Source organism: Ruegeria sp. BJ6 (genome assembly GCF_056537885.1).
Genome location: NZ_JBQFSG010000001.1, coordinates 218685 through 230969 on the forward strand (window position 1 = coordinate 218685; position 12285 = coordinate 230969).

The following is a 12285-nucleotide window of genomic DNA, read 5'->3' on the forward strand; positions in this document are numbered from 1 at the left end:
CCCTCTTCACCATTTTAAGTGGGAAAACAGGAACAGATGCAACTTTTTGAAACAAAAAGGCCGCCCACAAGGGGCGGCCCTAATGCAACGTTGGTTTAGTGTCAGGCTGCGCGCGACATCAGAACTTCGTCCACCTGCTTGGCGGCCAAAATCTCATCCCCACCGGAAACTGCCGCCACTTCGCGGGTCAGGCGTTCCAGGGCTGCTTCGTACAGCTGACGCTCAGAGTAGCTTTGTTCGCGCTGATCGTCGGTACGGTGCAGATCACGAACAACTTCGGCGATTGAGATCAGGTCGCCGGAATTGATCTTTTGTTCATATTCCTGCGCCCGGCGGGACCACATGGCCCGCTTGACCTTTGCCTTGCCCTTGAGCGTTTTCATCGCCTGGCTGATTACGTCCGGCGAACTGAGGGACCGCAAGCCGGATTCAGTGACCTTGTTGGTCGGAACCCGAAGCGTCATCTTGTCCTTCTCAAAAGAGATCACGAACAGCTCGAGCGAGAACCCTGCGACTTCCTGTTCCTCGATCGAAACGATCTGTCCCACGCCATGCGCAGGGTAGACAACATAGTCGTTGGGGCGGAATTCGAGCTTTTTCGACTTGGTCATTCACGTGTATCCTTGGCTGTAGACCGGATTGCGAGCAACAAAAAGCCACAAGCGGAGCGTTCACAGCCCCGGCTGGCGGCGGAATTGTCACAAATTTAAAACCCCAAAGCGAGCATACTTTCGGAGCGCATCCCAGTTTCTGTCATCATATTGAGAACCAGTATACCACAAAAATGCGGCACCTGAAAGCTAACCCCGCATAAATCGGGCACTAAGTCCTGTTTTCAAGGGGCTGCGCGCGATGTTTCGCTGGCAGGCAAGAAGCCCTGCGGCACGAATCGCTTAGCCGCCTTCGCCAGGTGCTTCCGAGAAGTACTTGTCCAGTTTGCCTTCTTCACCGTCACGTTCTTCGGCCTCGGGCAAGGGATCTTTCTTGGTCACGATCACCGGCCATTGTTCGGCGAATTTGCGGTTGAATTCGACCCACTGCTCCATACCAGGCTCAGTATCGGGGCGGATCGCATCGGCTGGGCATTCCGGTTCGCACACGCCACAGTCAATGCACTCGTCCGGGTGAATGACCAACGCATTCTCGCCCTCATAGAAACAGTCGACCGGACAAACTTCGACACAGTCGGTGTATTTGCAGGCGATGCAGTTATCGGTGACAACGTAGGTCATGGTCGGAATCCACTTGAGGTTTGGGCGACTAGCTAAATCAGAGTGGCCCCCGCTTCAAGGGTGGATCACTCGTTGGAACGGCGAGAAAGATCAATTGCGCGCCGATCCTTCTTGGAAGGGCGACCTTTTCCCTCGAATTTGGGATTGTCCAAAGGTTTGTCCCGCTTTTCCGACAAATCGACGTAAAGCGTTTGCGCCTCGGTTGCCGGGCCGCGGCGTTCGCCCAACGCCTCGATCCGAACGACACGAATGGCACGCCCCTGAGAAAACGTCAGTACGTCCCCGGGCCCGACAGCTTGCGCCGGTTTGAGGGCCCGGTTTCCGTTCACCCGCACATGACCGCCGCTGACCTGTTTGGCGGCAAGGCTGCGGGTCTTAAAGAACCGCGCCTGCCACAGCCATTTGTCGATCCGCAGTTTGGCCTGTGCTTCGGCCATCGTCGGTCAGTTACCTTCCTTCAACCCCATCAGCGCCGCAGCGAACGGGTTGTCCGGGTCAATCGCCTTTTCCTTTTTCGGCGGCCGTGCAGTAAAGGTCTTGCCGCCTTGTTGCGGCTTGCCACCTTTCTTGCCGTGCGGCTTGCCACGACCGTCCTGCGGTTTTCCACGCGGTTTGCCCTTGGGCTGACCCTGACGCTGTTCGCGGCGCGGTCCCCGGTCGGCCTGACGCTGGCGACCCCAGGTAAAGGTATAGAACACTTCGACCTCGGGCTCGTCCGCTGTCGGCTCCGCAACGGGGGCCTCGGCTGCCGCCTCGGGGCTTTCGGTGGCCTCGGCTGGCGCCTCGGTGGGTGCCGAAGTTTCTTCTGCAGTGCCTTCGGTCGCTGGCGCCTCTTCGACGGCAGGTTGTTCGGGCGCTTCTGCGGCAGGTTGATCGTCTTTGACTACGTTTTCCGCCGGTGCGACCTTGGCTTTCTCGCGCTCGCCCTTCTCGGCCTTATAGCCCAGCCCCTGCATCAGATCAGCGAACTGTTCGAGTGTCATGCCGGTGATCGAAAGCATGTCGGGCTTGGCCTCAAACCCGCCACGGCTGTCTTCCGAGCGCAACATGTCGGCCAGACGCTCAAGCATGTCGATGCGGATCGATCGCTCACCTGCCGCGCGATAGCCGCATTTGGTGTCATATCCGTTGGGCGCATCCTTGGCGGTCGGAACAGTCACAAGGCCCGGCGGTGGCGCTTCGGGAAATTCCTGCAGGCCTTCGGCCAGGGACCACAGCACCAGACGCAGGCGCGTCGGCGCAGGCTTCAGCAGCAAGGGCATGAATATGGTGAACTGACCAAAGCGGATCCCATGTTTGCGCAGGGCACCGCGGGCATCCTGATCAAGGTCCTTGACCTCTTGCGCGACATCCGCGCGTGGCAGAACGCCCAGTGCTTCGACCATGCGGAAGGCAAAGCCTTTGGCAAGACCGGACAGTTCCTCGTCACGGGACAGGTTCAGCAGTGGCTCGAACAATGCCGCCACCTTGCGGTCGATGAAGTGCTGCAGACGACGTTGCACCTTCTGTTCGACGTCAGGGCCAGCGGCCTCATCCACAAATACTTCGACCTGCGGCTTCAGCGGCTCAGCCCCGGCAACAAGCTTGCCAACGGCATACTCGCCCCACATCAGGCCACCCTGATCGGTAAAATCTATTTCGGTATCGGGCGCATTGTAGAAGCGGTCGGCACGCAGATGGAATTGCGGTGCCAGCGCCTGCATCGATGCCGATTTCAGGGCTTTCGCCTCGGCTCCTTGCGCGCTTTTGTCCGGAATGAACCGGAACCCTTCCAGACGACCGACGAATTCGCCTTCGACGGTCACTTCACCCTTGTCATTTACTTCGGCCAAAAGGGCCTCCTTCTGTTTGAGCCGGCGCAACAAAACGGACGTGCGCCGGTCCACAAATCTTTGAGTCAGACGGTCATGCAACGCGTCCGACACCCTGTCTTCTACAGCGCGGGTTTCTGCGCGCCAATGTGATTCGTCACGCACCCAGCCGTTTCGTTGCGCAACATATGTCCAGGTGCGAATATATGCCAACCTTTTGGACAATGCATCGATATCACCATCCGTTCGGTCAATGCGGCGAATCTGCCGCGCCATGAAATCGGCGGGAATGGCGCCGCGTTCGTGCAGGTGGCCAAAGATCACCTCAAGCAGGCTGGCATGTTCGGCGTGGCTGATACCGCGAAAATCGGGGATTCGGCAAACATCCCACAGCATGCGGATAGATGGACCATCGCTTGCGCGCGCTGCAATCTCGGCCACTTGCGACAGGGATTTCAGGACGTTCAGGTCGTCGGCAGGGCGCGCCTTAGTCAGGTGTTCGCCGCTTGGGCTGACCTCAAGCGAGTCGATCAGAGCATCGACCGAGCCAAACCGAAGGGCGGCATTCCGCCAATTCAGCTTTTTCAGTGGCGTAAATCGGCTGTCCATAATGGCCTGCGCGACACCCTCGTCCAAAGGCGGGGCTTCACCCGTCACGCCAAAGGTGCCGTCCGACATCCCCCGCCCTGCCCGGCCGGCGATCTGGGCCAGCTCATTCGGGGCCAACGGCCGCATCCGCCGCCCGTCGAATTTGGACAGCGCCGAAAACGCCACGTGATTCACATCGAGGTTAAGGCCCATCCCGATGGCGTCGGTGGCCACGAGGTAATCGACCTCGCCATTCTGATAAAGCGCCACCTGCGCGTTGCGGGTCCGCGGACTGAGCGCCCCCATGACAACTGCCGCACCGCCCATTTGGCGGCGGATCAGTTCGGCGATTGCATAGACGTTTTCCACGGAAAACCCGACGATCGCACTGCGGGGCGGCATCCTGCTGATCTTTTTCGAACCGGAATAGACCAGTTGAGACATCCGCTCGCGGCGAACGAACTGCGCTTCGGGGACAAGCGCGGCAATTGGACCGCGCATGGTATCCGCGCCCAGAAACAGCGTTTCGTGCGTTCCGCGAGCGCGCAGCAGGCGATCCGTGAAAACATGGCCGCGTTCGGGATCGGCGCAGAGCTGGATTTCGTCAATCGCCACAAAATCCGCACCCATGCCTTCGGGCATAGCTTCGACGGTACAGACCCAGTATTGGGTGCGGGGTGGCACGATACGCTCTTCGCCGGTGACCAGCGCGACAACCGACGGGCCGCGAATGGCGACGATCTTGTCGTAGACCTCGCGCGCCAGCAGGCGCAACGGCAGGCCGATAACGCCGGACCGGTAGCCCAGCATGCGCTCAACTGCATAATGAGTCTTGCCTGTGTTCGTCGGGCCGAGAACGGCCACTATTCGGGATGACCCGCTCACCTTTGCCCCCTGCCCCGGCATCGGAGCGCTAGAGTGCCTTGCCCTCGATCCGGGGCTTCAGCCGATTCAGGGCATTGGTTACTTCCTCGTGATGGGGATGTATAGCCAGAGCACGTGAATAGGCCTCATACGCCTGTTCGGGCTTGTCGATCACTTCGAAAATCAGACCAAGCCCATAGATCGCGTCATACTGATTGGGATTCAGGGTCAGTGCGTGTTCCAGATCGGCTACGGCCATCCCGAACCTCTCCATCCCGAACAGGGCCGAGGCCCGTGCGTGCCATCCTTCGGCAAAGTCCGGAGCGTGATCGGTAAGAGCTGTCAGATGATCAAGCGCCGCGTAAACATCGCCTTTTTCCAGCGCTTCGCGCCCCCTCTCAAGCAGCAGATCACCCGAAGCGGAACCGGACTGTTCCCAGATCGCCTTGAGCTGCCTGTCGATTCCAATGGCCTGAACCGGGTCGGCTTGCGAAAGTTGTTCGAGCAGGTCTGTTTCGTTTCCGGAATCAGCCACCTGCGCGGTACCACTTCCGGAAAACATGACTATGAACGCGATTGCCGCGACGATACCTTTGAGATTGGTGTTTTCAATGCTCATAACAGAGTTCACTGTAGCGTAGCGCCTGAGGATGTCCAATCACGGCGCTGAAACAACACGAGGAATACCATGAGTGACATTCTTGAAAAAGCGGCAGCTGCACTGAACGAGAAACTGGCAGGCGGCGGCTTTGATGCATCCGCCAAGTTCGCAATTGCCGATCTGGGCGCTATTGTTCTGGATGGTGACGGCGCGCGCGTCAGCGACGACGAAGCCGATGTGACCCTCAGCGCCGATGCGGACACGTTCGAACAGATCCTCAGCGGCGAGATGAACCCGACCGGCGCATTCATGTCCGGTAAACTCAGCGTGGATGGCGATATGGGAATTGCCATGAAATTAGCCTCGGTGCTGGCCTGATGAGTTTGACGCCGGCCCCTTTTTTCGAAGACGTGGCCGGCGGACCCGCCGGTGGAACAGCGCACTGGGTTCAGACCTCGGACGGCAAACGCATTCGCGTCGGCCACTGGCGACCTGAAAACAAACCGACCGGAACTGTGATGATGTTTCCGGGTCGGACGGAATACATTGAAAAGTACGGCAATGCGGCGGGCGAATTCGTTGGGCGCGGCTTTGCCTTTCTGGCGATTGACTGGCGGGGTCAGGGGCTGGCGGACAAGCTGTTGTCCGACCCGCGCGTGGGACATGTCGATAAATTCACGGACTATCAGCGCGACGTTTCTGCAACTCTGAAACTGGCCGAAGAACTCAATCTGCCCAAACCGTGGTATGTGATCGGGCATTCCATGGGCGGCGCGATCGGTCTGCGCGCAGTGATGGAGAACAGTTGCTTTGCAGCCTGTGCCTTTACCGGGCCGATGTGGGGCATTTATTTTACCCCCATCATGAAACCACTGAGTTGGGTCACGGCCTATTGGGGGCCCAAATTCGGCCTTGGCACCAAAACGCCGCCAACGACATCTCTGGAAAGCTATGTGGCCACGCAACCGTTTGACGGGAATGTCCTGACACGCGATCCGGCAATGTATCAGATGATGAAAGATCAATTGGCGGTCCACCCAGAACTTGCACTTGGCGCACCCTCAACCCTTTGGCTGCGCGAAGCGCTGAACGAATGCGCATATCTGATGGAGCAGCCCGCCCCAGACGTGGATTGTCTGACTTATTTGGGCAGTCATGAGCAAATCGTGGATCGCCATGCGATTCGGGCCCGTATGGCCAACTGGCCCAGAGGGCGGCTAATCGAAATTCCTGATGGCGAACATGAGGTCCTGATGGAAGCCCCGGAGGTTCGCGGCCCGGTTTTTGATGCGCTCTCGAATCTGTTTTCGCAAGAACAGAAAAACTGCGCGCCCGAGCCGGCCTGCACTCGCTGATCAGGGCCGCGGTTTCGTTGGATTTGAACCCAGTTAGCCTGCGTCGCTGCTTGTGATCCCCTTGGCCTGCACCTAGATGTTGGCAAACGCAGTTTCTTGAGGTGTTCCATGCTCGACCTTCCATTTCCCGTTCGTGATGCAAACGCAGCGGGCGGTTCCGACAATCTGGGCAATCTGCCGGAATGGGACCTGACGGACCTCTATACTTCCGAAGAGGCACCGGAACTGACGCGCGATCTGGAATGGCTGGAAACCGAATGCGCGGCCTTCGCCGCCGACTACGAAGGTAAGCTGGCTGATCTGAGCGCGACCGAGCTGTTGGACTGCGTCCAGCGAAACGAAAAGATCAACACGATCGCGGGCCGCATCATGTCCTTTGCGGGCTTGCGGTATTATCAACTGACCACAGATGCCGACCGCGCCAAATTCCTGTCGGACATGCAGGAACAAATCACCGTTTTCACGACGCCTCTGGTGTTTTTCACGCTGGAAATCAACCGCATCGAAGATGACACTTTGAAAGCGCGCTTCGCTGAAAACGCTGATCTTGCACGGTATGAACCCGTGTTTCGCCGCATTCGGGCGATGAAACCATATCAGTTGTCAGATGAACTGGAAAAATTCCTGCACGATCTGGGTGTCGTTGGCGATGCGTGGGAAAGGCTGTTTGATGAAACCATCGCCGGGCTGACCTTTACCGTCGATGGCGAAGAGTTGAACATCGAAGGCACGCTGAACTTTCTGACCGAAAAGAACCGGGACAAACGCGAAGCTGCAGCGCGTGAACTGGCGCAGGTTTTCCAAAGCAATATCAAGACCTTTGCGCGCGTTCATAATACGCAGGCGAAAGAGAAAGAGATCGTTGATCGCTGGCGCAAGATGCCAACGGCACAAACCGGCCGCCACCTGTCCAATGATGTGGAACCGGAAGTGGTCGAAGCGCTGCGCGAGGCGGTGGTTGCCGCTTATCCCAAGCTGAGCCATCGGTATTATGAGCTAAAGCGCAAATGGCTTGGCCTTGATAAAATGCAGGTCTGGGACCGCAACGCCCCCCTTCCGATGGAGGACACGCGCATCGTGAACTGGGCCGAGGCAGAACAGACGGTCATGGATGCCTACAACGCCTTCGACCCCCGCATGGGCGAAATCGCGGCGCCGTTTTTCTCGAAAGGCTGGATTGATGCGGCAGTGAAACCCGGTAAAGCGCCCGGCGCGTTTGCGCATCCGACCGTTACCGAAGTGCACCCGTATGTGATGCTCAACTATCTAGGCAAACCGCGTGACGTGATGACGCTGGCGCATGAGCTGGGACACGGGGTGCATCAGGTTCTGGCTGCCGATCAGGGTGAGATGTTGTCCTCTACCCCGTTGACGCTGGCCGAAACGGCGTCGGTCTTCGGTGAGATGCTGACCTTCCGCAAGATGCTGGATCAGGCCGAGACACCGGAACAGCGCAAGGTTCTGCTGGCTGGTAAGGTCGAGGACATGATCAATACGGTCGTCCGCCAGATCGCGTTTTACGACTTTGAATGCAAGCTGCATGCCGCACGACGCGAAGGCGAATTGACCCCAGATGACATCAACGCGCTGTGGATGAGCGTTCAGGCAGAAAGCCTTGGCCCGGCGTTCGAATTCATGGATGGGTACGAAACATTCTGGGCTTATATCCCCCACTTCGTGCATTCGCCCTTCTACGTCTACGCCTACGCCTTTGGCGATGGTTTGGTGAATGCGCTGTATTCGGTCTATGCCAGCGGCGCGGAAGGTTTCGAGGACAAGTACTTCGACATGCTGAAAGCGGGCGGTTCCAAACACCACAAGGAACTTCTGGCGCCATTCGGGCTTGATGCAAGCGATCCCAAATTCTGGGACAAGGGCCTGAGCATGATTTCCGGCTTCATCGACGAACTGGAGGTGATGGAGGATTGAGCAGCCTCAAAGGGCGCTGGGACGCGTTAAAGACGCACCTGCGCCCTGCCCTTGCCCGTATTCGCCGCAATGTTCCCCGAGGGCTGCGCATCGTCGTCGGAATGCTGCTGATTGTCGGCGGGATTTTTGGATTTCTGCCCGTTCTGGGCTTTTGGATGATCCCGCTGGGCATCATGGTTGCGGCGATGGATGTCAATTTGTACCGGCGGTGGCGGCGTCGTAGGCCCCGTCACTGACCAGGCTATTCCGCTTCCTTGGTGTCCGATTTCGTCGCCAGTATTACCGCGCCGACGATCAGCACTGCACCAACGATGGCCAGTAACGTAATGGGTGTACCCAGAAAAATGGCGGAATTCACAAACGTGAACACAACCGACATCGCAAACATCAACGACGCGGAAACGGTCGAGACTTTGGCCGCGGCTTCGTACCAAAGGTAATATGCAATCGCTGTCGGAAACACGCCAAGTAGGACCAGAAACAACAGATCTTTGGCAGTGGGAACAACCGCTCCGAACAGGGATAGCGGTGCGAGAATTACCCCTGCACACAGGAAAATCCCAAACAGGAAGTTGAGCCGTTCAGCCGTATTGGTCGACGATTGCATCGCGCGGCTGCTGGAAACCAGAAACACTGCCCAGCTGAGCCCGGCCCCAATTTCCATCAAATCTCCGATCACAGGATCACCACCACCCTCAAAGTCGCGATAGACGGTCAGAAAAACTCCGATGATCGCCAAAAGGGTCGCAATCACCTCTTTACGGCCAACGGTGCCGTCCGCGAAGAAATAGAGGAAGGCCAGAACAAAAAACGGAGCGGTGTTTTCAAGGACCATCGCGCTGGCTGCACCCGTGTGTTCCAAGCCAATGTGAAACAGGATGTAGTTCACGACGGTCGAGATGACCGCCAGCCGAAAGTTCCAGTTTCTGAAATCAATCCGGACCTTCGCGTCGAGAACACGCAATAACCCGTAAATAGCTGCCGCGGCGATGAAAAGTCTTGTCGAAGCGATTTGCAGACCGCTCAGATCACCCGTTAGATACCGAACGATGACGCTGTGCGTTCCCCAAAAAAAAGCCGCAAGAAACCCCAACGCCAATCCGTTGTTCAGAAACGAAATTGAAGGGGCAGTCTTTGTCTTCACAAACAACTCCAATCAATTTGGCAACTTACGTCGCTGCGACCAAAAAATCGGTTGTCGCGCGTCGCTGTTATTTCAGTTGGCTGTCCTTCGATCCGCGCCGATTGAATCCGGCACGGGGTTTGAATGCGCTGTCCATTTCCTGCTGGCATTCGATGCACAATTTGACCCCCGGAATGGCGACACGCCGCGCCTCGGGAATGGGTTCGTCGCAATCCGCGCAATGCGTCAGGCTTTCACCCACAGGTCGCTTTTTTGCCTGCATCCGGGCAAGCTCATCATTGATCGATGCCTCGATCTGTTCGCTGACCGCGCCGTCACGTGCCCAACCACCTGCCATGACAAACCCTCTGCAATTCAGTGTCCGGACAGATTAGACGACGCCGTTTCCAGTTGGCAAGTTGGCGGGCGGGATGCTTATAACGCCACTGCGCTATCAAAAACCCGGTCGATCATGTCCTGTGTGCCGCGCGAAAACTCCAGCGGACAGGAATAGGCAACACCTTCGCGTATGGATCGACAGAATGCCTCGACCTGAAGCTTATAGTGATCGTCGCCCGGGAACCGCGTAACCAGAACCTCCAACCCGGGGCGGTGCAGCTCAACCCTTGCTTCACCGAATACCCGTGCATTGAACGGCACGGTCAGCCGGATCACGCCACCCTCACCGTGAAAGACCATCTCTTGATGCGGGTGCATCCTCATCGACACGTAGCTGGAATAGGTAAATCCCGGAAAGGCGGCTCGTATTTCGGTAAATGCATCGATACCGTTTTCCCACCGGATTGCGGCAGAGACGGTATCAGGTTCCTGCCCCGTGGCGAAACGGGTCGCCCCGATGACATAGACACCGATATCCCGCAGTCCGCCGCCGCCGGTTTCCGCCTTGTTGCGTATGTTCGTTGTGTCGGTGCGGTTGTCAAAGCTGAACGCACCGGTGACGTGAATCAGTTTGCCAATAGCCCCATCCGCAATCAGCTTGCGGACCAGTTGCCACTGCGGATGATGCACGATCATATAGGCCTCGGCGGCCAGCAACCCGGTTTCATCCCGTTTTGCGATAAGCTGATCGAACTCCTTGGCCTTCAGGGTCATCGGTTTTTCGCACAGGACATGTTTGCCTGCATCCATGGCTTTCAGGCTCCATTCAACATGGAGGTGGTTCGGCAAAGGAATATAAACCGCATCGATATTTGGCGCGGCCAGCATCCGGTCGTAGCTTTCAAAGACCTGCAGGTCCGGGCAAAATTCCTGAAACTGTAGTGCCTTTGAGGCATCTGATGTTGCAAGACCCGCCAGTTTTGCCCCGTTGGCACCATGAATGGCCGGTCCCATGAATTGCCGTGCGAACTTTGCAGCACCCAGAATGCCCCAACGAACCGGTTCCTGCATAATCTTCTCCAGACAAAGGTGATGAATGCGAACTGCGCCAAGCGTTTTTCGCCCGGAAATGCGCGCGTTTTCAGAAGTGATTCAACCTGTACCAACTAAACGACGCCAAGTCAGGCTTTTCTCTGACGTGAGCCCGCGTAGTCTGAACCCAATATTTGGAGAGGTTCAATATGCGCAGGATTTTGAAGTGGATTTTGGGCTTGGCGGTCTTTGCCCTGATCATTGGGGCTGTCGTCTTTTTCGTCTTTCTACCGCCTTACATCGAAGACACCCGCAACAACGTTATCGACCATGACCCCTACCCGGTTTCAGAAGAGGCAGCGGCGCTGCACGAAACCCTGATCGTTGGCGATCTGCACGCCGATCCACTGCTATGGAGCCGCGATCTGACGCAACACGGTGACCGGGGCCAGGTGGATATTCCGCGTCTGCTTGAGGGCAACGTCGCTTTGCAGGTCTTTACGGCTGTTACAAAATCGCCTGCTGGCCAGAACTATGACAACAACTCGGCCGAGGCCTTCGACAATATCACCCTGTTGGCGATCGGACAGTTATGGCCATTGCGCACCTGGGACAGTTTGCGCGAACGTGCGATCTATCAGGCGCAGAAACTGCACAAGTTCGAGGCGGCTTCGGACGGGCAATTGAAAATCATTAAATCCAAGGCTGATCTGGACGCGGTGCTTGAGGCGCGCGCCCGTGGCGAAAACGTCGTTGGCGGTATTTTGGGAATCGAAGGCGCGCATCCGCTGGAGGGCAATCTGGCCAATCTGGACCCGATATTTGAGTCAGGGCACAGGGTTTTTGGCCTGCATCATTTCTTTGACAACGAATTGGGTGGGTCGCTGCATGGCTTGGCCAATTCCGGGCTGACGGATTTCGGCCGTCAGGTCGTTGCTGAACTGGAGCAGCGCCCTGTCGTCGTAGATCTGGCCCATTCCAGTCCGCAGGTTGCCCGCGAAGTGCTGGAAATGACGGATATGCCTCTGATTGTCAGCCATGGTGGTCTGCACGGGCACTGCCCGGTCAAACGGAACTATCCGGATGATCTGATGAAGGATATCGCCGCAACCGGTGGGGTGATCGGAATGGGGTACTGGGCCGATGTCACATGTGGGGATATCACGCCTGCAGGGATCGCGAAAATGATCAAGACCGCCGTAGCCACGGTTGGGGAAGATCACGTTTCACTGGGATCGGATTACGATGGTTCGGTCGAAACCGCCTTTGACACGTCGGAACTTGCTGCATTGACGTCTGCGTTGATGGATGAAGGTCTGACAGAGGCCCAAATTCGCAAGGTCATGGGGGAAAACATGGTCCGGGTGCTGAGTGAGCGGCTGAACTAGGCCGCGGCAGCCCTGAGATAAAA

Annotated in this window: 13 protein-coding genes; 5 read left to right on the forward strand and 8 right to left on the reverse strand. The window is 57.3% G+C overall.

Going from position 1 to position 12285, the window contains the following annotated elements; translation table 11 throughout:
- Positions 1 to 101: 101 nt before the first annotated feature.
- The 5 genes from ACR0D6_RS01000 to ACR0D6_RS01020 form a co-directional block, all read right to left on the reverse strand.
- The gene (locus ACR0D6_RS01000) at positions 102 to 611 is read right to left on the reverse strand and encodes a CarD family transcriptional regulator (RefSeq protein WP_170650436.1); all 510 of its coding nucleotides are present in this window, start codon (positions 609 to 611) and stop codon (positions 102 to 104) included.
- Between the two features lie 282 nt (positions 612 to 893).
- The gene (gene fdxA, locus ACR0D6_RS01005; protein ID WP_170650439.1) at positions 894 to 1232 is read right to left on the reverse strand and encodes a ferredoxin FdxA; all 339 of its coding nucleotides are present in this window, start codon (positions 1230 to 1232) and stop codon (positions 894 to 896) included.
- 65 nt (positions 1233 to 1297) lie between these two features.
- Entirely contained in the window at positions 1298 to 1669 is a 372-nt protein-coding gene (locus ACR0D6_RS01010; RefSeq protein WP_480764143.1) for an RNA-binding S4 domain-containing protein, read from the reverse strand.
- 6 nt (positions 1670 to 1675) lie between these two features.
- Positions 1676 to 4516 carry a helicase-related protein gene (locus ACR0D6_RS01015; protein WP_480764144.1) on the reverse strand — a complete coding sequence of 947 codons (2841 nt, stop codon included), beginning with the start codon at positions 4514 to 4516 and terminating at the stop codon, positions 1676 to 1678.
- Positions 4517 to 4544: 28 nt separating this feature from the next.
- Complete coding sequence (locus ACR0D6_RS01020) at positions 4545 to 5114, reverse strand: tetratricopeptide repeat protein (protein WP_170650444.1); 570 nt, start codon at positions 5112 to 5114, stop codon at positions 4545 to 4547.
- Between the two features lie 69 nt (positions 5115 to 5183).
- Here ACR0D6_RS01020 and ACR0D6_RS01025 point away from each other — a divergent pair, with 69 nt between their 5' ends.
- The 4 genes from ACR0D6_RS01025 to ACR0D6_RS01040 all read left to right on the forward strand — a co-directional run bounded on the left by ACR0D6_RS01025 (position 5184) and on the right by ACR0D6_RS01040 (position 8616).
- Positions 5184 to 5474: an SCP2 sterol-binding domain-containing protein gene (locus ACR0D6_RS01025; protein WP_170650446.1), complete on the forward strand. Its 291-nt coding sequence runs from the start codon at positions 5184 to 5186 to the stop codon at positions 5472 to 5474.
- Positions 5474 to 6451 (forward strand): alpha/beta hydrolase, encoded by a 978-nt coding sequence (locus ACR0D6_RS01030; RefSeq protein ID WP_480764145.1) that lies wholly within the window; start codon positions 5474 to 5476, stop codon positions 6449 to 6451. Before ACR0D6_RS01025 ends, ACR0D6_RS01030 begins: the two co-directional genes overlap by 1 nt.
- A 108-nt stretch (positions 6452 to 6559) precedes the next feature.
- Positions 6560 to 8380 carry a M3 family oligoendopeptidase gene (locus ACR0D6_RS01035; protein WP_480764146.1) on the forward strand — a complete coding sequence of 607 codons (1821 nt, stop codon included), beginning with the start codon at positions 6560 to 6562 and terminating at the stop codon, positions 8378 to 8380.
- A complete protein-coding gene (locus tag ACR0D6_RS01040; RefSeq protein ID WP_480764147.1) occupies positions 8377 to 8616 on the forward strand; it encodes a hypothetical protein in 240 nt (79 codons plus the stop codon). The genes ACR0D6_RS01035 and ACR0D6_RS01040 overlap by 4 nt, the downstream gene beginning before the upstream one ends.
- 5 nt (positions 8617 to 8621) lie before the next feature.
- On the opposite strand, the gene ACR0D6_RS01045 is transcribed toward ACR0D6_RS01040, so the two are convergent.
- The 3 genes from ACR0D6_RS01045 to ACR0D6_RS01055 form a co-directional block, all read right to left on the reverse strand.
- Entirely contained in the window at positions 8622 to 9524 is a 903-nt protein-coding gene (locus ACR0D6_RS01045) for a DMT family transporter (protein WP_480764148.1), read from the reverse strand.
- A gap of 67 nt (positions 9525 to 9591) precedes the next feature.
- The gene (locus ACR0D6_RS01050; protein WP_170650457.1) at positions 9592 to 9861 is read right to left on the reverse strand and encodes a DksA/TraR family C4-type zinc finger protein; all 270 of its coding nucleotides are present in this window, start codon (positions 9859 to 9861) and stop codon (positions 9592 to 9594) included.
- Between the two features lie 77 nt (positions 9862 to 9938).
- Positions 9939 to 10913 (reverse strand): Gfo/Idh/MocA family protein, encoded by a 975-nt coding sequence (locus ACR0D6_RS01055; protein ID WP_480764149.1) that lies wholly within the window; start codon positions 10911 to 10913, stop codon positions 9939 to 9941.
- Positions 10914 to 11083: 170 nt separating this feature from the next.
- Here ACR0D6_RS01055 and ACR0D6_RS01060 point away from each other — a divergent pair, with 170 nt between their 5' ends.
- Positions 11084 to 12262: a dipeptidase gene (locus ACR0D6_RS01060; protein WP_480764150.1), complete on the forward strand. Its 1179-nt coding sequence runs from the start codon at positions 11084 to 11086 to the stop codon at positions 12260 to 12262.
- The last annotated feature ends 23 nt before the right edge of the window (positions 12263 to 12285 follow it).

Excerpts from the sequence above, each read along its gene's own strand:
- ACR0D6_RS01000 (WP_170650436.1), bottom strand. The coding sequence starts at position 611 with ATGACCAAGTCGAAAAAGCTCGAATTCCGCCCCAACGACTATGTTGTC.
- fdxA (WP_170650439.1), bottom strand. The coding sequence starts at position 1,232 with ATGACCTACGTTGTCACCGATAACTGCATCGCCTGCAAATACACCGAC.
- ACR0D6_RS01010 (WP_480764143.1), bottom strand. The coding sequence starts at position 1,669 with ATGGCCGAAGCACAGGCCAAACTGCGGATCGACAAATGGCTGTGGCAG.
- ACR0D6_RS01020 (WP_170650444.1), bottom strand. The coding sequence starts at position 5,114 with ATGAGCATTGAAAACACCAATCTCAAAGGTATCGTCGCGGCAATCGCG.
- ACR0D6_RS01025 (WP_170650446.1), top strand. The coding sequence starts at position 5,184 with ATGAGTGACATTCTTGAAAAAGCGGCAGCTGCACTGAACGAGAAACTG.
- ACR0D6_RS01030 (WP_480764145.1), top strand. The coding sequence starts at position 5,474 with ATGAGTTTGACGCCGGCCCCTTTTTTCGAAGACGTGGCCGGCGGACCC.
- ACR0D6_RS01035 (WP_480764146.1), top strand. The coding sequence starts at position 6,560 with ATGCTCGACCTTCCATTTCCCGTTCGTGATGCAAACGCAGCGGGCGGT.
- ACR0D6_RS01050 (WP_170650457.1), bottom strand. The coding sequence starts at position 9,861 with ATGGCAGGTGGTTGGGCACGTGACGGCGCGGTCAGCGAACAGATCGAG.
- ACR0D6_RS01055 (WP_480764149.1), bottom strand. The coding sequence starts at position 10,913 with ATGCAGGAACCGGTTCGTTGGGGCATTCTGGGTGCTGCAAAGTTCGCA.
- ACR0D6_RS01060 (WP_480764150.1), top strand. The coding sequence starts at position 11,084 with ATGCGCAGGATTTTGAAGTGGATTTTGGGCTTGGCGGTCTTTGCCCTG.